General features: G+C 57.5%; 21 protein-coding genes. 11 read left to right on the top strand and 10 right to left on the bottom strand.

The window, feature by feature from the left end; translation table 11 throughout:
* Nucleotides 1-159: 159 nt before the first annotated feature.
* On the bottom strand, nucleotides 160-900 hold the full coding sequence (gene ompR / locus AUC61_RS00300) for an osmolarity response regulator transcription factor OmpR (protein WP_027902703.1): 741 nt from the start codon (nucleotides 898-900) through the stop codon (nucleotides 160-162).
* 292 nt (nucleotides 901-1,192) lie between these two features.
* Here ompR and AUC61_RS00295 point away from each other — a divergent pair, with 292 nt between their 5' ends.
* The 3 genes from AUC61_RS00295 (at nucleotide 1,193) to gshA (ending at nucleotide 5,671) form a co-directional block, all read left to right on the top strand.
* Complete coding sequence (locus AUC61_RS00295; protein WP_243243960.1) at nucleotides 1,193-3,517, top strand: Tex family protein; 2,325 nt, start codon at nucleotides 1,193-1,195, stop codon at nucleotides 3,515-3,517.
* Nucleotides 3,517-3,900 (top strand): PaaI family thioesterase, encoded by a 384-nt coding sequence (locus AUC61_RS00290; RefSeq protein WP_243243958.1) that lies wholly within the window; start codon nucleotides 3,517-3,519, stop codon nucleotides 3,898-3,900. The genes AUC61_RS00295 and AUC61_RS00290 overlap by 1 nt, the downstream gene beginning before the upstream one ends.
* A gap of 181 nt (nucleotides 3,901-4,081) precedes the next feature.
* The gene (gene gshA / locus AUC61_RS00285; RefSeq protein WP_243243956.1) at nucleotides 4,082-5,671 is read left to right on the top strand and encodes a glutamate--cysteine ligase; all 1,590 of its coding nucleotides are present in this window, start codon (nucleotides 4,082-4,084) and stop codon (nucleotides 5,669-5,671) included.
* A 163-nt stretch (nucleotides 5,672-5,834) separates the two neighbouring features.
* Here the strand turns inward: gshA and argA are convergent, their stop codons facing one another.
* Nucleotides 5,835-7,139: an amino-acid N-acetyltransferase gene (gene argA, locus AUC61_RS00280; RefSeq protein WP_243243955.1), complete on the bottom strand. Its 1,305-nt coding sequence runs from the start codon at nucleotides 7,137-7,139 to the stop codon at nucleotides 5,835-5,837.
* 125 nt (nucleotides 7,140-7,264) lie between these two features.
* Entirely contained in the window at nucleotides 7,265-8,413 is a 1,149-nt protein-coding gene (argE, locus tag AUC61_RS00275) for an acetylornithine deacetylase (protein WP_243243953.1), read from the bottom strand.
* Between the two features lie 337 nt (nucleotides 8,414-8,750).
* Between argE and AUC61_RS00270 the strand changes: the two genes are divergently transcribed.
* The gene (locus AUC61_RS00270; protein ID WP_243243951.1) at nucleotides 8,751-10,118 is read left to right on the top strand and encodes a CYTH domain-containing protein; all 1,368 of its coding nucleotides are present in this window, start codon (nucleotides 8,751-8,753) and stop codon (nucleotides 10,116-10,118) included.
* A 133-nt stretch (nucleotides 10,119-10,251) separates the two neighbouring features.
* Here AUC61_RS00270 and AUC61_RS00265 read toward each other — a convergent pair whose 3' ends face one another.
* The 4 genes from AUC61_RS00265 to AUC61_RS00250 are packed head-to-tail and all read right to left on the bottom strand — an operon-like array spanning nucleotide 10,252 to nucleotide 13,103.
* Nucleotides 10,252-10,989 carry an amino acid ABC transporter ATP-binding protein gene (locus AUC61_RS00265; protein WP_243243949.1) on the bottom strand — a complete coding sequence of 246 codons (738 nt, stop codon included), beginning with the start codon at nucleotides 10,987-10,989 and terminating at the stop codon, nucleotides 10,252-10,254.
* Complete coding sequence (locus AUC61_RS00260; RefSeq protein WP_243244335.1) at nucleotides 10,976-11,626, bottom strand: amino acid ABC transporter permease; 651 nt, start codon at nucleotides 11,624-11,626, stop codon at nucleotides 10,976-10,978. The genes AUC61_RS00265 and AUC61_RS00260 overlap by 14 nt, the downstream gene beginning before the upstream one ends.
* A complete protein-coding gene (locus tag AUC61_RS00255; protein WP_243243947.1) occupies nucleotides 11,623-12,288 on the bottom strand; it encodes an amino acid ABC transporter permease in 666 nt (221 codons plus the stop codon). Before AUC61_RS00255 ends, AUC61_RS00260 begins: the two co-directional genes overlap by 4 nt.
* 29 nt (nucleotides 12,289-12,317) lie before the next feature.
* A complete protein-coding gene (locus AUC61_RS00250) occupies nucleotides 12,318-13,103 on the bottom strand; it encodes a transporter substrate-binding domain-containing protein (protein WP_243243946.1) in 786 nt (261 codons plus the stop codon).
* 252 nt (nucleotides 13,104-13,355) lie between these two features.
* On the opposite strand from AUC61_RS00250, the gene AUC61_RS00245 reads away from it, so the two are divergent.
* From AUC61_RS00245 to AUC61_RS00225, 5 genes are all read left to right on the top strand, one after another.
* Nucleotides 13,356-14,060: a FadR/GntR family transcriptional regulator gene (locus tag AUC61_RS00245; protein WP_243244334.1), complete on the top strand. Its 705-nt coding sequence runs from the start codon at nucleotides 13,356-13,358 to the stop codon at nucleotides 14,058-14,060.
* Between the two features lie 287 nt (nucleotides 14,061-14,347).
* Nucleotides 14,348-14,677: a thioredoxin TrxA gene (gene trxA, locus AUC61_RS00240; protein ID WP_005792406.1), complete on the top strand. Its 330-nt coding sequence runs from the start codon at nucleotides 14,348-14,350 to the stop codon at nucleotides 14,675-14,677.
* Between the two features lie 231 nt (nucleotides 14,678-14,908).
* The gene (gene rho, locus AUC61_RS00235; RefSeq protein ID WP_024689162.1) at nucleotides 14,909-16,168 is read left to right on the top strand and encodes a transcription termination factor Rho; all 1,260 of its coding nucleotides are present in this window, start codon (nucleotides 14,909-14,911) and stop codon (nucleotides 16,166-16,168) included.
* A gap of 251 nt (nucleotides 16,169-16,419) precedes the next feature.
* Nucleotides 16,420-17,886, top strand: coding sequence for a 4-hydroxy-3-polyprenylbenzoate decarboxylase (gene ubiD, locus AUC61_RS00230; RefSeq protein WP_122667047.1), 1,467 nt, complete (start codon nucleotides 16,420-16,422; stop codon nucleotides 17,884-17,886).
* Nucleotides 17,886-18,854 carry a CDP-6-deoxy-delta-3,4-glucoseen reductase gene (locus tag AUC61_RS00225; RefSeq protein ID WP_243243945.1) on the top strand — a complete coding sequence of 323 codons (969 nt, stop codon included), beginning with the start codon at nucleotides 17,886-17,888 and terminating at the stop codon, nucleotides 18,852-18,854. The genes ubiD and AUC61_RS00225 overlap by 1 nt, the downstream gene beginning before the upstream one ends.
* A 12-nt stretch (nucleotides 18,855-18,866) precedes the next feature.
* Here the strand turns inward: AUC61_RS00225 and AUC61_RS00220 are convergent, their stop codons facing one another.
* Nucleotides 18,867-19,343, bottom strand: a complete 477-nt coding sequence (locus AUC61_RS00220; protein ID WP_422764883.1) for a sn-glycerol-3-phosphate transporter — start codon at nucleotides 19,341-19,343, stop codon at nucleotides 18,867-18,869.
* Nucleotides 19,344-19,699: 356 nt separating this feature from the next.
* On the opposite strand from AUC61_RS00220, the gene AUC61_RS00215 reads away from it, so the two are divergent.
* Complete coding sequence (locus tag AUC61_RS00215) at nucleotides 19,700-20,374, top strand: gamma-glutamylcyclotransferase (RefSeq protein WP_243243943.1); 675 nt, start codon at nucleotides 19,700-19,702, stop codon at nucleotides 20,372-20,374.
* Between the two features lie 237 nt (nucleotides 20,375-20,611).
* Here AUC61_RS00215 and glpT read toward each other — a convergent pair whose 3' ends face one another.
* Nucleotides 20,612-21,949, bottom strand: a complete 1,338-nt coding sequence (glpT, locus tag AUC61_RS00210) for a glycerol-3-phosphate transporter (protein ID WP_243243941.1) — start codon at nucleotides 21,947-21,949, stop codon at nucleotides 20,612-20,614.
* A 271-nt stretch (nucleotides 21,950-22,220) separates the two neighbouring features.
* Between glpT and AUC61_RS00205 the strand changes: the two genes are divergently transcribed.
* Entirely contained in the window at nucleotides 22,221-22,877 is a 657-nt protein-coding gene (locus AUC61_RS00205) for an energy transducer TonB family protein (RefSeq protein ID WP_243243939.1), read from the top strand.
* Between the two features lie 103 nt (nucleotides 22,878-22,980).
* Here AUC61_RS00205 and AUC61_RS00200 read toward each other — a convergent pair whose 3' ends face one another.
* Complete coding sequence (locus tag AUC61_RS00200; protein ID WP_243243938.1) at nucleotides 22,981-23,958, bottom strand: NADPH:quinone oxidoreductase family protein; 978 nt, start codon at nucleotides 23,956-23,958, stop codon at nucleotides 22,981-22,983.
* Nucleotides 23,959-24,021 lie beyond the last annotated feature (63 nt).

The following is a 24,021-nucleotide window of genomic DNA, read 5'->3' as shown; positions in this document are numbered from 1 at the left end:
GCTATACACTTTGCAGGAGCGAGCCAGGCTCGCAGGTTTGCGAAACACGAACGACAACCGACGCCGTATCAACGAAAACCAAAACGTCGATAGCCCTGTTCGGGACTATCGACGTGACGGGTCATCAACGCGGCAGGATGTGCTCCTAAAAGCGCTCGATTATCGAGTACCCGCGCCGTCCGGAACGAATACATAACCAACACCCCAGACCGTCTGGATATAACGCGGCTTGGAAGGATCCGGCTCGATCAGGCGACGCAGACGGGAAATCTGCACGTCGATAGAGCGCTCCAGCGCATCCCATTCGCGGCCACGGGCCAGATTCATCAGCTTGTCGCGGGTCAGCGGTTCACGAGCGTGCATTACCAGCGCCTTGAGTACCGCAAACTCGCCCGTGGTGAGCATGTGTACTTCATCACCGCGCTTGAGTTCGCGAGTCGCCAGCGACAACTCGTAATCACCAAAGGTGACCGACTCGTCTTCGCTGCCCGGTGCGCCCGGTACAGGAGCGGCCTGACGACGCAATACAGCTTTGACACGCGCCATCAGCTCATCAGGGTTGAAGGGCTTCGCCAGGTAATCATCAGCCCCCAGCTCAAGGCCTTTGATCCGGCTCAGCTCATCGCCCTTGGCAGTCAGCATGATGATGGGTACTTGATTGTTAGCGGCGCGCAAACGACGGCAGGCTGAGAGCCCGTCTTCGCCCGGCAGCATCAGGTCAAGCACCACAAGATTGAAAACTTCGCGGGCCAGCAAGCGATCCATTTGCTCAACGTTGGCCACAGCACGGGCACGATAACCCTTGCTGGTGAAAAAACGTTCTAACAGGCTGCTCAAACCCGGATCGTCATCAACAATAAGGATTTTTTCGCCTTCGGCAGTTTGTGCAGTGCTGCTCATTCAGATGCTCCTTTGATCTCGGGGCGCATTATGGCGTAGCTGCTGTGATACGCACCGTGTGCATTGTTAGCAGATTTTACCGGGGCTGCCACTCAAGCCTTGCTTACGCTGAGCAAAAACAGCGCTTTTGTCGGCTCGTCCCCTAATCGGGCTGCGCTGGGTATAATGCGCCGCCCTCAAAGTCAGGCAACGCCTGAACATGGCAGTTCGACAGTATTCTTGCGAAAGTCGGTCAGCGCAGCTCGCGGCCACTTTGTAATCAGGTATTTTGCTCACAACTCCAGGTGGTCTCATGGACAGCATCAACAGCCGCATCGCCGAAGAACTTGGCGTACGCCCACAACAGGTCGCAGCGGCCGTCGCTCTACTGGATGAAGGTTCTACCGTTCCCTTCATTTCCCGTTACCGCAAGGAAGTGACCGGCAGCCTCGATGACACTCAATTACGTCATCTTGAAGAGCGCCTGCGCTACCTGCGCGAACTCGACGAGCGTCGCATCAGCATCCTTGCCAGCATTGAAGAGCAAGGCAAACTGACTCCCGAGCTCGCCCGCGACATCAAGCTTGCCGACACCAAGACCCGCCTTGAAGACTTGTACCTGCCTTATAAGCAAAAGCGCCGCACCAAAGGCCAGATTGCTCTTGAAGCGGGCCTTGGCGAACTGGCCGACGGCCTGTTCAACGACCCGACATTGAGCCCTGAAACCGAAGCAGCGCGCTTCGTGGACGCCGAAAAGGGCGTTGCAGACGTCAAAGCTGCGCTGGAAGGTGCCAAGTACATCCTCATGGAGCGCTTCGCCGAAGACGCCAGCCTGCTGGACAAACTGCGCAGCTTCCTCAAGCAGGAAGCCGTGATCAGCGCTCGCGTGGTGGCGGGCAAGGAAGAAGAAGGCGCCAAGTTCCGCGATTACTTCGAACACGACGAGCCGCTGAAAAGCATGCCGTCGCACCGCGCCCTGGCTATTTTCCGTGGTCGCAACGAAGGCTTCCTCAGTTCGGCCTTGAAAGTGGGTGAAGAACTGCCCGGCACCATGCACCCGTGCGAATTGATGATCGGTGAGCGTTTCGGCCTGCAAAACCAGAACCGTCCGGCTGACAAGTGGCTGGCCGAAGTGGTGCGCTGGACCTGGAAGGTCAAGCTCTACAGCCATCTGGAAACCGACTTGCTGGGTGAGCTGCGCGATGGCGCAGAAACCGAAGCAATCAACGTTTTCGCCCATAACCTGCATGACCTGCTGCTCGCAGCACCGGCTGGCCCTCGCGCCACGCTGGGGCTGGACCCGGGCCTGCGCACCGGTTGCAAAGTCGCGGTGGTCGACTCGACCGGCAAACTGCTGGATTACGCCACGGTTTACCCGCACGTTCCGAAAAACCAGTGGGATCAAACCATCGCTGTGCTGGCCGCTCTTTGCGCCAAGCACGCGGTAGACCTGATCGCCATCGGCAACGGTACCGCCAGCCGCGAAACCGACAAGCTGGCCGCCGAACTGATCAAAAAATATCCAGGCCTGAAAATGACCAAGGTTATGGTCTCCGAAGCGGGTGCATCGGTTTACTCGGCTTCCGAACTCGCGGCCAAAGAATTCCCGGACCTGGACGTGTCGATCCGTGGTGCGGTGTCTATCGCCCGTCGCCTGCAAGACCCGCTGGCCGAACTGGTAAAGATTGACCCGAAATCCATCGGTGTCGGTCAGTACCAGCACGACGTGTCCCAGCTCAAGCTGGCGCGCGGTCTGGATGCTGTCGTCGAAGACTGCGTAAACGCCGTGGGCGTGGACGTGAACACGGCATCGGTGGCGTTGTTGGCACGGATTTCCGGCCTCAACACCACATTGGCGCAAAATATCGTGGCGCACCGCGATGAGAACGGCGCATTCAAATCCCGTGCGGCGCTGAAAAAAGTCCCACGTTTGGGCGAAAAGACATTCGAACAGGCTGCAGGCTTCCTTCGTGTCATGAACGGCGATAACCCGCTGGATTCGTCGGCCGTTCACCCGGAAGCCTATCCGTTGGTGAAGCGCATCGCGTCTGAAACCGACCGCGATATCCGCTCACTTATCGGCGACGCCAGCTTCCTCAAGCGTCTGGACCCGAAAAAGTACACCGACGAAACCTTCGGTTTGCCGACCGTGACTGACATTCTGCAAGAGCTTGAGAAGCCAGGCCGCGACCCGCGCCCAGAGTTCAAGACTGCCGAGTTCCAGGACGGCGTCGAAGACCTCAAAGACTTGCAACCAGGCATGATCCTCGAAGGTGTGGTGACCAACGTGACCAACTTCGGTGCCTTCGTCGACATCGGCGTGCATCAGGACGGTCTGGTGCACATCTCGGCGCTGTCCGAGAAGTTCATCAAGGACCCGCGTGAAGCGGTGAAAGCGGGCGATGTAGTTAAAGTGAAGGTCATGGAAGTCGACATCCCGCGCAAACGCGTCGGCTTGTCGATGCGCATGAGCGACACCCCGGGAGAGAAAGTCGATGGCGCTCGCGGTGCTCGCCCAGGCTCGGCCCCACGTCAGCAGCAAAGCAGCGCGCCCCGCAAGGAAACCGTAGCTGCAGCACCGGCCAACAACGCCATGGCGTCATTGTTCGCCAACGCCAAACAGCTGAAGAAACGCTGATGGACATTCCGGCGGGCTATACCGAAAGCGCGTATTTCCGGGCGATCGGCTGCCAGCTGCGCAGCCTGGAGGTGGGCGTTGCCGAAGTTGCACTGCCGCTGGAGGATCATCTGCGCAATCGTGGCAACGTGATGCACGGCGGGGCGATTTTCAGCCTCGTCGACATTGCGATGGGGCTGGCCTGTTCCAGCTCCCATGGTTTCGACCAGCGCAGTGTGACCATCGAATGCAAGATCAACTATATGCGTGGAGTGTCTGAGGGCGAAGTGTTATGCATCGCCAAAGTGCTGCACGCAGGCCGTCGCACGCTGGTGGTTGAGGCTGAAGTGCTTCAGGGCGAGAAACTTGTCGCCAAGGCACAAGGCACGTTCGCTGTCGTCTAGTACAGACAGGTCAATTTAAGGTAATTTCGGCGCTATGAATGTGGCGCCGGGATTAATCCGTCGCCGCCGGACGGCGTTTTCGTGCAGATCCTGAAACTAGGCGACAACGCCAGTGCCCTACCCTTGTACACCGTCATATCCACCCCCATATTGGGGCGACTGACGCGTGAAGGAATCCAACTTGAGCGAACTTCTCAACCGCCGCCTGGCTTTGCTTAGCGAGCGCACTAACCTCTCCCTGCTGGAGCAGTGCCTGCACGGTATTGAGCGCGAATGCCTGCGCGTAACCGGCGACGCCCAGTTGGCGCAGACGCCGCACCCGCAAGCCTTGGGCGCGGCACTGACCAATGGCCAGATCACTACAGACTATTCCGAGTCACTGCTGGAGTTCATCACTCCTGCATTGGCCAACCCGGTCGAAACTCTGGACAGCCTGGATAAAATCCACCGCTTTGCCTACAGCAAGCTGGGTAGCGAGCTCCTTTGGAGCCCGTCGATGCCGTGTCCGTTGCCGGACGAAAAAGATATCCCGATTGCCTACTACGGCACGTCGAATATCGGCAAACTCAAATACGTTTATCGCAAAGGGCTGGCCCTGCGTTACGGCAAGACCATGCAATGCATTGCGGGTATCCATTACAACTTTTCGCTACCGGAAAGTGTCTGGCCACTGCTCAAGCAAACCGAGCATTTCGAAGGTGATGCCCGCGACTATCAATCGCACGCCTATATCGGCCTGATCCGTAATTTCCGACGCTACAGCTGGCTGTTGATGTACCTGTTTGGCGCATCACCTGCGCTGGACGCAGGCTTCCTGCGAGGCCGCGCCCACAAGCTGGAGCAGTTCGACGCCGAGACCCTCTATCTGCCGTACGCAACCAGCCTGCGCATGAGCGATCTGGGTTATCAAAGCAACGCCCAGGCGGACTTGACGCCTTGCTATAACGATCTGATCAGCTACACGGACAGCCTGCGCAAAGCGGTCGCCACGCCGTACGCACCCTATGTCGAAGTCGGCACGCATGACGCTGAAGGCGATTGGGTCCAGCTCAACACCAACGTTTTGCAGATCGAAAACGAGTACTACTCCAATATCCGCCCCAAACGCGTGACCTATTCGGGTGAGCGCCCGATTCAGGCTTTGATGGCGCGTGGCGTGCAATACGTTGAAGTTCGCTGCCTGGACATCAACCCGTTCCTGCCAACAGGCATCGATCTGCAGCAAGCCCGTTTCGTCGACGCCTTCGTGCTGTACTGCGCTCTGCAGGAAAGCCCGCAACTGGCCAATAACGAATGCGCCAATGCGGCCTCTAACTTCCTGACCGTGGTCAAGGAAGGCCGTCGACCAGGGCTCAAGCTCAATCGCAATGACAGCACTATTGACCTGAAAGCCTGGGGCTCCGAGCTGCTGGAGAAGATCAAGCCAATCGCGCAACTGCTCGATCAGGCACAGGGTACCGACGAGCACATCAAGTCCATCGAGGCGCAACAAGCCAGGATCGATGACGCGTCACTGACACCTTCGGCGAAAGTGTTGGCCAGCATGAAGCAGCACAACGAAGGCTTTACTGCCTTCTCACTGCGTCAAAGCCACGCGCATGCCGACTACTTCCGCAGCAACCCGCTCAGCGCTGAAGAGCAGGCGCACTTCGAAGCGCTGGCCAGCACTTCGATTGCGGAACAGGCAGAGCTGGAGCAAACCGAAGAGCAGGTGGATTTCGACACCTTCGTCGGCGCGTATCAGGCGAGTATTTTGCGGATTAGTAACTGAGGTAGAAGCACTATCCCCTGAGATTCGCGGCAAACCAAACAATGATCTGTAGGAGTGAGCTTGCTCGCGATTGGATTTATCTTTCGATAAATTATCGTCTGACCTGACGCCATCGCGAGCAAGCTCACTCCTACAAAATCGGTGTTTGCCGAGAATCCAGCTTTTACAACGCCTTCTCGAAAATCTTCGAATTACGTTGGTAGTTATATAACGACGCCCGGGCGCTAGGCAGACGATCAACGCTGCTTGGCTCGAAGCCGCGCTCGCGGAACCAGTGCGCGGTACGTGTGGTAAGGACGAACAAGGTCTTCAAACCCTGTTCGCGAGCACGGGTTTCGATGCGCTCAAGCAACTCGTCGCCCCGGCCGCCATGGCGGTATTCAGGGTTGACCGCCAGGCAGGCCAACTCTCCGGCTTGCGAGTCAGCAATTGGATACAGCGCCGCACAGGCGATGATCAGCCCTTCGCGCTCAACCACACTGAACTGCTCAATCTCACGCTCCAGTACTTCGCGGGAACGGCGCACCAGAATGCCCTGCTCTTCCAGCGGCGTAATCAGATCCATCAAACCGCCGACGTCTTCAATGGCGGCTTCACGGACCAGTTCGAATTGCTCCTGCGCAACCAGCGTGCCGCCACCGTCGCGGGTGAACAGCTCGGTGAGCAGCGCGCCGTCTTCGACATAGCTGACGATATGGCTACGACCCACACCACCGCGGCAAGCTTCAGCCGCAGCATCCAGCAATTCCGCCTGATAGTTGTAGTTGCTGCCCAGCCGCAGGATATGCGCAGGCACTTGCTGCGGACGAAGCTCGCGCACCAATCGTCCGTGCTCGTCCATCAAGCCGCGCTCTTCACCGAATAGCAGCAACTTGTCGGCACCCAGATCGATAGCGGTGCGGGTAGCAACGTCTTCGCAAGCAATGTTAAAAATCTCGCCGGTTGGCGAATAACCGATGGGCGACAGCAAAACGATATGGCGCTCGTCCAAAAGACGATTGATACCTTTGCGGTCGATCCGACGTACTTCGCCGGTGTGCTGGTAATCCACGCCTTCCCATACGCCAATGGGCCGGGCAGTGACCAGATTGCCGCTGGTCACCCGCAGGCGTGACCCCTGCATTGGCGAAGCCGCCATGTCCATGGACAGGCGCGCTTCGATGTCGAGGCGCAAATGGCCGACAGCATCGATCACACAATCGAGTGTTGCAGCATCGGTGACGCGCAAATTACGGTGGAACTGAGGCGTCAGGCCGCGTGCAGCCAGACGGCTTTCGATTTGCGGCCGCGAGCCATGGACCAATACCAAGCGTACTCCGAGGCTGTGCAAGAGCACGAGGTCGTGAACGATATTGCCGAAGTTCGGATGCTCAACGCCGTCACCGGGCAACATCACGACGAAGGTGCGTTCACGGTGGGCATTGATATAGGGAGACGCGTGGCGAAGCCAATTGACGTATTCGTGCATAACCTGAAGAGCCTGCTGATAAAAGGACGAAAGACAGAAACACTCACAACCGTGTGGTGGTTATCGTCGGAACAAGCATGGCTGCACGCGCACTCTCCTTATTTCTATCTCTGGCATGACCCGGCTCATTGCGGGTTCAGGCAATAATGTTCAATCAACTGGCTTAACAGACGCACTGTAGGCTGCAAACGTGACATTTCCAGATACTCGCCCGGCTGATGCGCGCAAGCGATATCACCGGGTCCCAGCACAAGAGTTTCACAGCCCAGACGTTGAAAGTAAGCAGCTTCGGTGCCGAATGCTACAGCTTCAGCCCGGTGTCCTGTAAGACGTTCGGCAACTCGCACCAGTTCCGCATCGGCTGCCTGCTCGAAAGGTGGGGCTTCGGGGAACAACGGCGCGTAGTCAATTTTGACCTGATGCAGCTCGGCAAGCGGTTCAAGCTTCTGACGGATTGCGGCGCGCAGCACGCTTGGGTCCATGCCGGGCAACGGCCGCAAGTCGAACTCAAGGGAGCACTGGCCGCAAATCCGGTTGGGGTTATCGCCGCCATGGATGCAACCGAAATTCAGGGTTGGCGTTGGCACACTGAACTGTGGATTGCGGTATTCGAGCTGCCATTGCGTGCGCAGCCCCTTGAGCTCGCTGATCGCATCGTGCATCGCTTCCAGCGCGCTGTGCCCCAGGCTTGGGTCAGAAGAATGACCGCTGCGCCCGAGAATATCGATGCGCTCCATCATCACACCCTTGTGCAGACGAATAGGCTTGAGGCCCGTCGGCTCACCGATCACAGCCGCACGCCCCAGCGGCCGTCCCGCCTCAGCCAGCGCACGAGCGCCCGCCATGGAGCTTTCTTCATCACAGGTGGCGAGAATCAACAACGGCTGCTTGAAAGGCTTATCCAGCAGCGGCCGAACAGCTTCTATAATCAACGCGAAGAAGCCTTTCATGTCACAACTGCCCAGCCCGACCCAACGATTATCGACTTCGGTCAGCTTCAGCGGATCGGTTTTCCACAGCGCCTCGTCGAACGGCACCGTATCGCTGTGCCCTGCGAGGACCAACCCGCCAGGGCCACTGCCAAAACTGGCCAGCAAATTGAACTTGCCCGGCGAAACCTGCTGGATATCGCACGCAAACCCCAGGTCGCCCAGCCAACCCGCCAACAGATCGATCACTACGCGGTTGGACTGATCCAGTGACGGCTGGGTGCAGCTCACCGAAGGCGCGGCAATCAACGCGGCGAATTGGTCTTTCATGGACGGCAAGGGCATGTGCGATTCCTTTAACGGGAGAGCGTGCCGACCATCATAGGGCTATCGGGTGGTGGGAATAAACCGTTAAGGGCGGTTTGCCAGACATCTCACAGCGGCGGAGAAACGCAGAACCTGAGGGAGCGGTGCTTGCCTGCGATGAACGATTACGCGGTTATGCAGGTAAATCGAGGCGTCTCTATCGCGGGCAAGCACCGCTCCCTCAGGTATGGCATCCCAGCCAACGGGATTTGATCCAGCCTGTTCAAGACACATGTCCTGTACACTGCCCACCCTAAGTAGCCACGCAACAACCGGCTGCACCCCGTTATCAGTAAAAGCGTCTGGATTCCCGGCCATGCAGAAAGAAACAGAAATCAAACTCCGCGTCAGCCGCGAAACCCTCGCTGCACTGCGCGATCACCCGCTGCTGAAGAAGCGCAACAAGAGCGGCTGGGAGAGCGTGGAGCTTTCCAATCAATATTTCGATACCCCGGAGCGCGATCTGGCCAACGCCAAAGTAGCGCTGCGCGTACGTCGTGATGGCGATCAAATCATCCAGACCATGAAAACTCGGGGCCAAAGCGTTGCCGGGTTCTCCGAGCGTAACGAGTTCAACTGGGACCTGCCCAAGGCCAAGCTGGACCTGAAGAAGCTCGACGGCGAATGCTGGCCTGAGCAGTTGGCTGATCTGGACAAGAAAACCATCAAGCCACTGTTCACCACTGACTTCGTTCGTGAGCGGGCAGAAATCGCCTGGGGCCGTGGCAAAACCAAGGTTGTGATCGAAGCAGCACTCGATCTGGGCCACGTGGTCGCGGGCAAGCAGAAGGAAGAAATCTGCGAGCTGGAGCTGGAATTGCGCGAAGGCGACCCGGCTGCACTCCTGGAGCTGGCCGCTGAACTGGCCGTGACCCTGCCACTGATGCCGTGCGACATCAGCAAAGCCGAGCGCGGCTATCGTCTGCTGGACGCCAACAGCTACTCGCTGACGCTGCCTGCTCCGCAATTCCAGGCCGAAATGCCGCTGGATGACGCTTACGCCGCACTGGCCTTGCACTTGTTAGGCAGCAGCCAGCGTCTGGCCGAGCAATACCGTTTCAATGGCCACTGGCGCTTGCTTCAGGACTGGGTTGCGTTGCTCGCGGAGTTGCGCGCGCTGACGGGCAGCCTCGGTCAGGCAGCACCGCGCAGCACCAGTAGCGAACTGCGTTCCTCGCTGGATGCCTTGCTGGAAGACTGGCGTCCGCTGGTTCAAGCAGGCCAGGAAGATGAAGATGTGCGTGGCGCCGCTCACGAGCAGTTCCTTGAAGAGCTGCAAGACCCGCGTTGGGGCCTGTTCTCGCTGACCACGTCGCGTTGGTTGCTGGCACGTAGCTGGACGGTGGAACGCAATAACCGTGGCAATCGCCAAGGCGCTGCGCAACTGGACAGCTGGTTGCCGCGTTTTCTGGCCGATGAAGCCACGGCATTGCAGTTGGGTCGTTATCAGCAGCAGCCGGAAGATCTCGCTGAACAACTGCCGCGTATCGAGCGCATTCAGGCCTGGCTGCACCATGCACGTGGTGCACTGGATCTGCCGGAGCTGGATCGTCTGTACGGCGAGCTGAACAAGCTGGTGCATTTGGCTGAACAGCCGATCAGCGATGAAGTGCTGGATGCTCGCGTGCAGCAGACCATCGTCGTGTTCCAGAGCCGTGCGTGGAAGACGTTGCTGCGTTTGTAAGCCATAGTCAGGAACACGAAAACCTGTTGGAGCCGGGCTTGCCCGCGAAGAACGATGACGCTGGTATGCCTGCATAACCGCGTCGCCTGATTCGCGGGCAAGCCCGGCTCCAACAGGGGCATACGTCCAAGCTTTACGCCCCGTGTTCCACCGACCCGATAAAATTAGCCAGTTCTGGCGTTCGCGGGTTAGCGAACAGAATCTTAGGATCGCCCACTTCGTGCACCTTGCCCTGGTGCATGAACACCAATTTATCTCCCACTTCCCGGGCGAAGCGCATTTCGTGGGTCACCATGATCAGCGTCATGCCGTCTTTCGCCAACTGGCGCACCACGCTCAACACTTCGTTGACCAGCTCCGGGTCCAGAGCCGAAGTAATTTCATCGCAGAGCAATACTTTGGGCGACATCGCCAGAGCACGGGCAATCGCCACGCGCTGCTGCTGACCACCTGACAGGCGATCAGGGAAGGCATCAAACTTCTCACCCAGCCCGACACGCTCAAGCATCTCTTTGGCAATCTTCCTGGCTTCAGCTTTCGAAACCTTTTTCACCACCTGCGGTGCCAGCATCACGTTTTCGCCAACACTCAGATGCGGGAACAGGTTGAACTGCTGGAAGACCATGCCGACTTTCTGCCGCAACGAGCGCAGGTCTGCGCGGGCTGCATCCAGATATTCGCCATCGACTTCGATAACACCGTCGTTGATCGACTCCAACCCGTTCAACGTACGCAACAACGTACTCTTACCCGAGCCGCTACGGCCGATAATCGCCACGACCTGACCTTCTTCAACGGAGAGGTCGATGCCTTTGAGGACGTGATGGTCGCCGTAATATTTATGCAGCGCGGATATTCTAAGCAGAGGCATGCAGTCTCCTTTCCAGGTAGCGGGCACTGAGCGACAGGGGATAGCAGAGCATGAAGTAGCCCAGAGCGACGAAGCCATACACCATGAAGGGCTGGAACGTAGCGTTGGCGAGCATGCCGCCGGTTTTGGTCAATTCGGTAAAACCAATGATCGAGGTCACTGCGGTGCCTTTGACGACTTGCACCGAAAACCCGACCGTAGGCGCAACGGCAATGCGCAGCGCCTGGGGAAGAATCACGTAACGCAGTTGCTCCAGTGGCGTCATCGCCAGACTGGCAGATGCTTCCCACTGACCATTGGCAATCGACTCGACGCAACCACGCCAGATCTCGGCCAGGTACGCGCTGGTAAACAGCGTGAGGGCCAGTGCAGCCGCGGCCCATGGGGAAATATCAAAGCCCAGCAACGCCACACCGAAAAACACCAGAAACAACTGCATCAGCAGCGGTGTACCCTGGAACAGTTCGATGTAAACCTTGGCAATCACTCTTGGCGCATTGAGTTTGGCAATGCGCATGCACATGACCAGCAAGCCAATCACGCCGCCACCCACGAACGCTACCAGTGACAGCGCCAGCGTCCATTGCAGGCCGGTGAGCAAATTGCGCACAACATCCCAAAGGGTGAAATCCATCAGCCTTTCCTCGAAATGTAGCGACGACCGATCCAGGCCAGCAACTGGCGAACCATTAGCGCCATAAAGAGGTAAATCAGCGTGGTGACGATATACGTCTCAAAGGCGCGGAAGTTACGCGACTGAATGAAGTTGGCGAAGAAGCTCAACTCTTCGGTTGCGATCTGTGAACAGACCGCCGAACCGAGCATCACGATGATGATCTGGCTGCTCAGCGCGGGCCAGACCTTGCCCAGCGCCGGAATCAGAACCACGTATCGGAACGCCTCCATTCGCGTCATCGCCAGTGCGGCAGCCGCCTCAAGCTGACCTTTGGGGATCGCCTGAATACCTGCACGGATGATTTCCGTCGAGTAAGCGCCCAGGTTGATCACCATGGCCAGAATTGCCGCCTGCCATTCGGAAATCTGCACCCCCAGAGACGGTAGCCCGAAGAAGATGAAGAACAACTGCACGAGGAACGGGGTGTTGCGTATCAGCTCGACATAAACCCCGAAAATCGCCGAGAACGGCTGAATTTTCCAGGCCCGCACGATGGCGCCGATGATACCCAGTCCAACCCCGAGCACAGTGCCAATGGCGGTCAACTCCAGGGTGAACAACGCCCCGCGCAGTAGCAGATCGGCATTCTGCATGACCGGTACGAAGTCAAAGTTGTAAGCCATTGGCAGCCTCCGAAATCAACAAACGGTTATCAGAGGTCAGCGGGCAGAGGCTGTTTGAGCCAGGTCTGGGAGTTCTTTTCAAGCGAACCGTCTTTCTTGCCCGCTTCGATGATTTCGTTGACCTTGGCCAGCAACGTCGCCTCACCTTTGTTCACGCCGACGTAGACCGGGGAATCCTTGAGTTTCACTTTCAGCTCAGGAATGCGCTTCGGGTTCTTCTCGCTGATCGCAACCATCACCACGTTACCGCTAGCGATGAGGTCGGTCTGGCCGGCCAGATACGCAGCGATGGTGGAGTTGTTGTCTTCAAAGCGCTTGATGGTCGCTTCTTTCGGCGCAACAGCAGTCAGCTCGATGTCTTCGATGGCACCGCGGGTCACGCTGATGGTTTTGCCTTTCAGATCGTCCAGACCTTTGATCGACGCTTCAGGTGGACCGAATACGGCCAGGTAGAAAGGCGCGTAGGCCTTGGAGAAGTCGATGACTTTTTCGCGGTCAGGGTTTTTGCCAAGGCTGGAGATCACCAGGTCCACCTTGCCGGTGGTCAGGTACGGAATACGGTTGGTGCTGTTGACCGGAGTCAGTTCCAGTTTGACCTTGAGCTGGTCAGCAATCAGCTTCGCGGTGTCGATGTCCAGGCCACGAGGCTTCATGTCCGGGCCCACCGAGCCGAACGGCGGGAAGTCCTGCGGAACAGCAACTTTCAAAGTGCCGCGCTTCACGACGTCGTCCAGACCATCGGCGTGGGCAGGTGCCTGGCTGAGCATGAGGCTGGCAAACAGGGCAGTAAGCAGAGCGCTGTAACGCTTGGTCATAGGAAGACTCCGTGGTGGACGACAGGTGTTTGTACGCAACCTCAGTGCACAGCCCATGCCATCCCATCATGCACAGCCATAAACCAAGGCTTTGCGCGGTATTTCGGTCTTACTGGTCTGACCAGTCAGATCATTCGACGCCCTGCTTTGGCGCGCCTTGAGGCCCGGCCGCCCTAGGCTTGGGCGTCGCTTGCCGGATTGCACAGATGGTTATAAAAGGGACTTTTAGCGGACTGACTGGCCTGAACAGTGATATCCCATAGCCCACTAGCCGTACCCGAATCTGCCCTGAGGGCGATCCGTAAACTGATTGCCGAGCAAGGCTATATGCCGGGTGACAGCCTGCCGTCACAGCGTGATCTCGCGGCATTGCTTGGGGTCAGTCGTGCGTCCTTGCGTGAAGCGTTGTCGTCGCTGAGCGCACTTGGCGTGGTCAGCGTGCAGCCAGGCAAAGGCGTGTTCGTTCAGGCGACTTCTGAACCAGAAAAGCGCACAAGCGGTTTTTCCTGGCCTTTCGACGCACAGGTTTCACCGGCTGACACCTTTCAACTGCGTTATGCGCTGGAAGGCTTTGCTTCAGGGCTGGCTGCCGTAACCTTGACCGCCGACGAACGTGATGTGCTGGAGGACAACGTCGAAGCCATGCGCCTTGAACTGCGCGCCGGGGATTTCGAATCAGCGTCACGACTGGATTTCGAGTTCCATCGGCACATCCTGATCGCCAGCGGTAATCAGGCGATGCTCGGCATCATCACAGCAGGGGCCGATATTTTTCTGGAGAGCCAGAAAATGCCCTTCATCCGCCCCTCAAGGGCCATGGAAACCTGGCAGGAGCACCGCAAGATCCTCCGCGCCCTCGCCCGCCACGCATCAGGCCCTGCGCAAAAAGCCATGCACGAGCACATTCGCAATGCGGCGCTTCGGACCGGGATTGTGTTTGTTTCGCCAGCGAGCTAGAGCATTAATCCGTCGCAAACACGGCCCCTGTAGGAGTGAGCTTGCTCGCGATTCGGTCTACCAGTCGACTAATTTATCGCCTGACCTGACGCTATTGCGAGCAAGCTCGCTCCTACAGGTCCGTGTGCGCCGCGAGACGGCGCGGCGCCATGGCGGACCAGAAACCCTCCCGCTATAACCAGACTCATGGACGTCTATAGCCAGACTCAATCAAAGCCGACTTCCTGAACGGGGCAAGGCCCGCTATGATGGGCCACGTTTTTTAGCCTACTAACTCGGAGAACTCCATGAGTAGCGACCTTATCAAGCATGTCAGCGACGCCAGCTTTGAAGCCGACGTCCTCAAGGCTGACGGTGCTGTACTAGTTGATTACTGGGCTGAGTGGTGTGGCCCGTGCAAAATGATTGCCCCGGTTCTGGACGAAATTGCCGAAACCTACAAAGGCAAACTGACCATCGCCAAACTGAACATCGACGAGAACCAGGAAACTCCAGCCAAGCATGGCGTGCGTGGTATCCCGACTCTGATGCTGTTCAAAAACGGCAACGTCGAGGCCACCAAGGTTGGTGCGCTGTCGAAGTCTCAGTTGGCAGCGTTCCTGGACGCCAACATCTGATGCGCCAAAGCCCTGCAAATTGCGGGGCTTTTTTTCGGCCGTCGTACTAGACGGCCTGAAAATCAAGTGGTACATTCGGCCCCGCAACGGCTTCTCCGTTGCCCCCTGCTAGCCGTCGCCGACGCTCTCCTTTCGATTTAGTACGCGATCCTGTCGCCTTCTCTGCGGCGCGGCCTCATTAAGCCCAACAGCTTAATTTTTCCCCTCCCTACATGATTACGTCATTCCCCTATGAATCTGACTGAACTCAAGCAAAAGCCGATTACCGATCTGCTCGAAATGGCCGAACAGATGGGCATAGAAAATATGGCCCGTTCGCGCAAGCAGGATGTGATTTTCTCCCTGCTGAAAAAGCACGCCAAAAGCGGCGAGGAAATTTCCGGTGATGGCGTGCTGGAGATCCTCCAGGACGGCTTCGGTTTCCTGCGCTCTGCAGACGCTTCCTATCTTGCCGGCCCAGACGATATCTATGTCTCGCCGAGCCAGATCCGCCGCTTCAACCTGCGCACCGGCGACACTATTGTCGGCAAGATCCGGCCACCGAAAGAAGGCGAACGTTACTTCGCACTGCTCAAGGTCGACACGATCAACTACGACCGTCCGGAAAACGCGAAGAACAAGATCCTCTTCGAAAACCTGACGCCGTTGTTCCCGAACGTGCGCATGAAGATGGAAGCCGGTAACGGTTCCACTGAAGACCTGACCGGCCGTGTGATCGACTTGTGCGCACCGATCGGTAAAGGCCAGCGCGGCCTGATCGTTGCTCCGCCAAAAGCGGGCAAGACCATCATGCTGCAGAACATCGCGTCGAACATCACGCGTAACAACCCGGAAGTGCATCTGATCGTTTTGCTGATCGACGAGCGCCCGGAAGAAGTAACCGAAATGCAGCGCACCGTGCGCGGCGAAGTGGTTGCCTCGACGTTCGATGAGCCGCCAACCCGTCACGTGCAGGTTGCTGAAATGGTGATCGAGAAGGCTAAGCGCCTGGTCGAGCACAAAAAAGACGTAGTGATCCTGCTCGACTCCATCACCCGTCTGGCTCGCGCCTACAACACCGTGATTCCTAGCTCCGGCAAGGTACTGACCGGTGGTGTCGATGCCCACGCCCTGGAGAAACCGAAACGTTTCTTCGGCGCAGCGCGGAACATCGAAGAAGGCGGCTCGCTGACCATTATCGCCACCGCGCTGGTTGAAACCGGCTCGAAGATGGACGAAGTGATCTACGAGGAATTCAAAGGCACCGGCAACATGGAGCTGCCTCTGGATCGCAAGATCGCTGAGAAACGTGTGTTCCCGGCTATCAACATCAACCGTTCCGGCACCCGCCGCGAAGAGTTGCTGACCGCCGATGACGAGCTGCAACGCATGTGGATCCTGCGCAAACTGCTGCACCCGATGGACGAAGTCGCTGCTATCGAGTTCCTGATCGACAAGCTGAAGCAGACCAAGACCAACGACGAGTTCTTCCTGTCGATGAAACGCAAGTAACAGGCAGAACCGCAGCACAAAAAATGGCGCCCTCACCGGCGCCATTTTTTTATTCTGAAATAGCGCGAAATCCCTGTGGGAGCGAGGCTTGCCCGCGATGAGAGCGCCGCGGTTTTTACCTGAAATCGAGTCCAGCCTTATCGCGGGCAAGCACCGCTCCCACAGGAGACATACCCACCTCAGCACTTCAAAGCTGCCACGAACTCTAAGAGCAGGTACGATACGAACCTATTTTATCGGTGGCCGGGTTAATGAAATTCAAGGATCTACGGGATTTCGTGCAGCAGCTTGAGCAGCGCGGAGAGTTGAAACGCATTCAGATGCCCATTTCCCCAGTACTGGAAATGACCGAAATCTGTGATCGGACCTTGCGCGCCAAGGGTCCGGCTCTGCTGTTCGAAAAGCCGGTGGGCTTTGATATTCCGGTGCTGGGCAACCTGTTCGGCACACCGGAACGAGTGGCCATGGGCATGGGTGCCGAAGAAGTCAGCGAGCTGCGGGAGATTGGCAAGCTGCTGGCCTTCCTCAAAGAGCCCGAGCCACCTAAAGGCTTGAAAGACGCCTGGTCCAAGCTGCCGATTTTCAAGAAAGTCATCTCGATGGCGCCCAAGGTCGTCAAAGATGCGCCTTGCCAGGAGATCGTCATCGAAGGTGATGACGTGGATCTGGGCATGCTACCGGTGCAGACGTGCTGGCCTGGCGACGTTGGCCCGCTGATCACCTGGGGCCTGACCGTGACCCGCGGCCCTAATAAAGAACGACAGAACCTGGGCATCTATCGCCAGCAAGTCATTGGCCGCAACAAGGTCATCATGCGCTGGTTGAGCCATCGTGGCGGCGCGCTGGACTTCAAAGAATGGTGCATCAAGCACCCAGGCGAGCCGTTCCCGGTATCCGTCGCCTTGGGCGCGGACCCGGCAACCATTCTCGGCGCAGTGACGCCGGTACCAGACAGCCTCTCCGAGTACGCGTTCGCAGGTCTGCTGCGCGGCAATCGTACCGAGCTGATCAAGTGCCGAGGCAATAACCTGCAAGTGCCGGCCAGCGCGGAAATCGTTCTGGAAGGCGTGATTCATCCTGGCGAGATGGCCGATGAAGGCCCGTATGGCGATCACACCGGTTATTACAACGAAGTCGACAGCTTCCCGGTATTCACCGTCGAGCGAATCACCCATCGCATCAAGCCGATTTATCACAGCACTTACACAGGCCGCCCACCTGATGAGCCTGCGATTCTCGGCGTCGCGTTGAACGAAGTGTTCGTACCGATCCTCCAAAAGCAGTTCCCGGAAATCACCGACTTCTACCTGCCGCCTGAAGGCTGCTCGTACCGGATGGCCGTGGTGACCATGAAGAAGCAGTACCCCGGCCACGCCAAGCGCGTGATGCTCGGTGTATGGTCGTTTTTGCGACAGTTCATGTACACCAAGTTCGTTATCGTCACTGACGACGACATCAATGCCAGGGACTGGAACGACGTGATCTGGGCCATTACCACGCGCATGGACCCCAAGCGCGATACGGTAATGATCGAAAATACGCCGATCGATTATCTCGATTTCGCCTCACCGGTCTCCGGGCTGGGTTCGAAAATGGGACTGGATGCAACGCACAAATGGCCGGGCGAGACCACGCGTGAGTGGGGTCGGGTTATCGTCAAGGACGAAGCTGTCACACGTCGGGTCGACGAAATCTGGAATCAGTTGGGAATAGATTGATGCGCGTAACTTTGCAGCCTTCGGGTGCGGTGCTGGAAACCTTACCCGGCGAGCGGATCCTCGATGCGGCTCAACGGCTGGGTTATGAGTGCCCGCAAAGCTGTCGCAACGGCAATTGCCACGTGTGCTCTGCCCTGTTGGTGCAAGGGCGGGTGAAGCAAGCCGACGACGAGCTGACCCACGGCGAGATCTATACCTGTCTCGCAGAACCGCTGGAAGACTGCGAAGTGCTGTGGGACGGTGTGCTCGCCCTGGGTGAACTACCCGTGCGTACGCTTGCCTGTCAGTTGAGCGAATGCGTGGAGGTGGGCGGCGATGTCTGGCGAGTCGGCTTGCGTGCTCCGGCTGGCAAGCCACCGCGCTATCACGCTGGTCAGTACTTGATGATCCACAAGGACAGCGGCGAGAAATCGGCGTTCTCGCTGGCTTCCGCACCCCACAGCGGTCGCGACCTGGAAATGCACGTACTGGTCCGCGAAGCCAGCGCACAAAGCCTGATCGAGCAACTCCAACGCAATCAGATGGCCAGGATTGAGCTGCCGTTCGGCGACACTCATCTGGCCGACCTGCCCGATGGCCCGCTGGTACTGATCGCAGCCGGTACCGGCATGGCTCAGATGCACAGCCTGATCGAACACTGCCGCGCCAAAGGCTTTAGCCACCCGGTGCACCTGTACTGGGGCGCGCGCCGCCCGGACGATTTCTACGAAATCAAACATTGGGAAGAGTGGAAAAGGCTGCCCAACCTGTTCCTGCACAAAGTAGTCAGCGACCTGTGTGGCTGGGAAGGACGTTGCGGCCTGCTGCATGAAGCCGTTTGCGAAGACATCGACGACCTGTCGGCAGTCCATGTCTATGCAAGCGGATCACCCGCGATGATTTACGGCACCCTCGACGCACTGGTCAGCGCCGGGATGGATGCACATCAAATGCGTGCCGACGTATTCGCCTACGCGCCACGGCCCTGATTCACCACGACGTTAGAAACGAAACCCCACATTGAGCATCGCAGCGGAGGCTCCTAACAGGATGACCTCCGCGTTGACCGGCCCTAGATGAACCCCTATCCCAGGGATAACCACCGGGGCTATACCGTAGCGATTCAACGGAATCTTGTCGCGGTACTCACCCCGATAGCCGTGCAGCAACCCACCCGTCACCTTCACATAGACCGGATACCGACTGCTGTCGAAGCGTTTCCCCATATAGCCATAAACAGAGCGTTGGGCGAACGAATTACGGAACGTGGCCGCACCATAAACAAGTCCTGAAGCCTCGTTGCGCTCCAGACCAATCAGATTCTGATGGTTGTTGTGCTCCGGCGCGGGAGAAAAATGCCGGGTATAGACACTGGTCTGTATGACCCAAAAGCCCTGCTGAGGCTTATCGGCCTTAACCTGAGCGGCGAAGGCCCACAGCGCCAGACAAAGTGCCAGACAAAGTGCCAGCTTGATGATTGATCCCACTTTCAGACTCCGAGCTTTCGCTTAATACATTCCTAGGCTCGGCGTTATACAGCGCACATCAAGGGCTCAATAGTTGAATAGTCCTGCCGTTATGTAGGAATGGTCCTTGAATTAAACATGGACCCGTTGTGTCGCTTATCGGGAAGTCCGGGGGATCCGCCGACAGGTAACTTGCATGGATTGCTAATTGCATTAAAGATATCGAATCGTTTCAGCAGTGAAACGGCTTGCCAGCGCTTAGAAACGAAACCTGGCGGACACTGGCCAGGCCACGTCGTCCGCCCCGTCACTGCGCTCACCACACAAGATCCGCTACAACTGGCAGCGTAACGGCCAGGGGAGCCCGAATGGAGAATCAAATCAATAGCTTGTCAGCGGCCGTACACGACGGTCTGGGGCTGACGTATCCGCCTGTCATCGATCTGGGTCCACAACTGACCCGCGAGCAACTGATGCTCTCGATGAAAAACACGATGCAACGCCATGAAGGTGGGCCCGTATGGCTGTTCGCTTACGGGTCATTAATCTGGCGGCCCGAATGCACCGCTGTCGAGCGCCAGCGCGGCCGTATTCATGGCTACCACCGCGGTTTGTACCTGTGGTCTCACGAACATCGTGGTACCCCGGAAATGCCCGGACTGGTGTTTGGCCTTGATCGCGGCGGCTCTTGCAGCGGCTTTGCCTACCGCTTGCCGGAGGAAAATCTTGAAGAATCGCTGCTTGCCTTGTGGCAGCGAGAAATGCCCTTCCCTTCCTACCGTCCGCATTGGCTCAGTTGCCGCCTTGCTGACGGCCGACGGGTTCAAGCGCTCGGATTCGTGCTGGAGCGACACTTGCCAAGTTACGCAGGCAACCTGCCGGACAGCGTTCTCAGCCAAGTGCTGGCCAGCGCCAGCGGCCGCTACGGCACAACACGCGACTACGTCGAACAGACCGCCAACGCACTGCGCAGCCACGCCATGCCGGATCTGAATCTGGAGGCGCGGTTGAAGCGGTGTTGGGTTGAGGAGCAGGGGGCTTAAACCGTGGGACCGGATTTATCCGGGAAGAGGCCGGGAGGCAGCGACGCAGACGGACTCACGGATTGAAATACTTTTTACTGTAGGAGTGAGCTTGCTCGCGATAGGGGCAGTTCAACCGACAAAATTCGTCGGCCAGAAGACCGAATCGCGAGCAAGCTCACTCCTACAGATCCATGCTCGGCACGATTCTGCCAGGCCAGGGCAAACGCATAAATCAACGAATGCCCCGTCACCGCCTTAGCGACTAGTGCTCTCAATCTGCTTGTGCCACAACGTCGGCAGCAAGAAGACGATAGACAGCACGCATGCACCGATCAGCAGGACAAAACCACCATCCCAACCGAAGTGGTCAACGGTGTAGCCCATGGCGGCGCTGGCCGCAACCGAGCCACCCAGATAGCCGAACAGGCCGGTGAAGCCCGCCGCCGTACCCGCAGCCTTTTTCGGTACCAGTTCCAGCGCCTGCAGGCCGATCAGCATGACCGGGCCGTAGATCAGGAAGCCGATGGAAACCAGCGCGATCATGTCAACAGTCGGGTTGCCCGGCGGGTTCAGCCAGTAAACCAGCGTCGCGACGGTCACCAGGACCATGAACACTACGCCTGTCAGGCCACGGTTACCTTTGAAGATCTTGTCCGACATCCAGCCGCACAGCAGCGTGCCTGGAATACCCGCCCACTCATAGAGGAAGTAAGCCCACGACGTCTTGTCGACGGTGAAGTGCTTGGCTTCTTTCAGGTAAGTGGGTGCCCAGTCCAGCACGCCGTAACGCAGCAGATAAACGAACACGTTCGCCAGAGCGATGTACCAGAGCATCTTGTTGCGCAGCACGTACTTGACGAAGATTTCCTTGGCGGAAAACTCTTCTTCGTGGCTGGAATCGTAGCCCTCAGGATAATCGTTCTTGTAGACCTCGATTGGCGGCAAACCCACCGATTGCGGGGTGTCCCGCATGGTTGCAAACGCAAACACCGCCACCAGCAAAGCAACTGCTGCCGGTACGTAAAACGCAGCATGCCAGTCGTTGGTCCAGCCCATACCCAACAGGAACAGCGGGCCAATCAGACCACCACCCACGTTGTGCGCAACGTTCCACACCGATACCACGCCACCGCGCTCTTTCTGCGACCACCAGTGCACCATGGTCCGCCCGCTTGGCGGCCAGCCCATGCCCTGCGCCCAACCGTTGATGAACAACAGGATGAACATGATCGTCACACTGGACGTAGCCCAGGGCGCGAAACCGAACACGAACATGACGCCCGCTGAAACCAGCAGACCAAATGGCAGGAAGTACCTTGGGTTGGAACGGTCGGAAATGATGCCCATCAGGAACTTGGACAAACCGTACGCAATAGCAATCGCAGACATCGCCACACCCAGCTGTCCACGGGTGTAACCCTCGTCGATCAGGTAAGGCATTGCCAGCGAGAAGTTTTTACGAAGCAGGTAGTAACCGGCATAGCCGATGAAAATACCCGCGAATATCTGCCACCGCAGACGTCGATAGGTACTGTCGACCTTTTCTTCAGGCAGGGGTGCCTGATGTGCGGCGGGACGGAAGAAAGCAAACATCGGGACACTCCATTTTTGTTTTTCTGCGCGAAAGCGAATATTACATTTTCATTACAGAAAAAAGCACTGTTTCTCGTCCGAGAATTTGCAGGAAATGTGGAGTAGTGCGTGTTGTTTTATGAACATGTCGCGAAGGTATAACCGGATGCACCTTATTTAGGATCACTCCTACAGCCGTCTCGGAAGTCACCGGGTTCTGCTCCCCCACGGCGGCCGCCTACCATCGCAGCCTGCTGGGCCAACCTGGGTCCATCACCGCTAGAGGTAAGTCGTGAGGTTATTTTTATTCATTTTGATTGGCTGGTTTTCCACTGCAGCCTCGGCAGGCGACACCCTGCTCATTCCTGTTTCACAAGCAGCCACGTCCTACCCAAAACCCATATACCTGCCCTCCCCCAAATATCCCGCAACGATGTTCAAGGACAAAGAGGGAGGTTCGGTCACGGTTCGTATATTCATTCATGCCAATGGAAGCGTGACATTCAAGGAAGTCGTCAAGGCTTCCGACTCACGGCTCGCCGACGCGGTAAAGAAGGTAATTCCAGAGTGGCGCTTCGCTGCCTGGACACCGCCTGCTGACAAACCTGACGGGGAGAGCTCACTTGTGAGTTACAACTTCGATGCTAAGGCATATGACACAAACCTGGTCGCGAATATAGATCTGAAAAAACGGCGTTGCAGCCAGCTAAACAACGAGTTGATCTGGACTCGACACAGCCATTCCGTCAAAGAAGCGAAAACGTTTCGTGACACTCGGGATTACCTGCTCAACGGAGCCGTCATCAGGGAGTTCGTAACTGAAGAGGAAAGGCAGGCACTAATCGACGATTTCGACTTGGCGATACCCGCGATTATTGAAGGGTGCAGGAAACGTCCACGGGCTTTTTATGCTGACTTCTTGCCGGCACAAATGAGGGCGATGTTGTAAATCGTCAATGATGATCTGGATCTGACATCCGTCACCGATGAGAGTGGCGGATGCTTCCAGGCAGTTCAGCGCATATAGAGAGAAAGCTCCCGAAACAAGATGCTCACCGAACCCCAACAACAACCTTCCCAACCGCCCGCCTCGCCCCCAATGAATCAATCGCCTCACCCGCCTTACTCAGCGGATAAACCTTCGATACCAACGGCTTCAACTTGCCCTGCGCGTACCAGCCGAACAATTGCTGAAAGTTCGCCACATTATCTTCAGGCTGACGTTGTGCAAATGATCCCCAGAAAACACCAATGACTGAGGCGCCCTTCAACAGTGCGAGGTTGACGGGCAGTTCGGGAATGCGGCCGCTGGCGAAGCCGACGACCAACAGGCGGCCGTTCCAGGCGATGGAGCGAATGGCCTGATCAAAGAGATCGCCGCCGACGGGATCGTAGATGACGTCGACACCATTGCCATTGGTGAGGCGTTTAATTTCTTCTTTGAGGTTGGCTTCGCTGTAGTTGATCAGTTCGTCTGCGCCAGCCTGTTTGGCAACGGCTAGTTTTTCCGCAGAGCTGGCGGCGGCGATGACACGGGCGCCCATGGCTTTGCCGATTTCAACAGCGGCCAGACCAACGCCGCCCGATGCACCGAGCACCAGCAGGGTTTCGCCGGGTTGCAGGTTGGCGCGTTGTTTAAGCGCGTGCATGGAGGTGCCGTAAGTCATGCTGAACGCGGCAGCGGTGTTGAAATCCATCGCGGGTGGCATGGGTAATACGTTGTATGCGGGTACGGCGACTTGCTCGGCGAAACTGCCCCAGCCTGTGAGGGCCATCACTCGGTCGCCGACTTTTAAATGGGTAACTTTTTCGCCAACCTCAGCCACAACACCTGCGGCTTCTCCGCCTGGGGAGAAGGGAAATGGCGGCTTGAATTGGTACTTGCCTTCGATGATCAATGTGTCGGGAAAGTTGACCCCGGCAGCGTGCACATCCAGCAGGATTTCGTTCTTCTTGATTTGCGGGCTGGCGATGTCTTCGAGGACCAGGTTTTCGGCGGGGCCGAACGCTTTGCACAGCAAGGCTTTCATCGGACTATTCCTTTTGGATTTGTGGCCGATACGTTCAGGTATGTAGATTTTCGGGTCAATGAG

Source organism: Pseudomonas maioricensis, from assembly GCF_022790535.1.
Classification (GTDB): Bacteria; Pseudomonadota; Gammaproteobacteria; order Pseudomonadales; family Pseudomonadaceae; genus Aquipseudomonas; species Aquipseudomonas maioricensis.
Note: the sequence above shows the minus strand (reverse complement) of the source record. Positions and strands in the feature narration are given on the sequence as shown.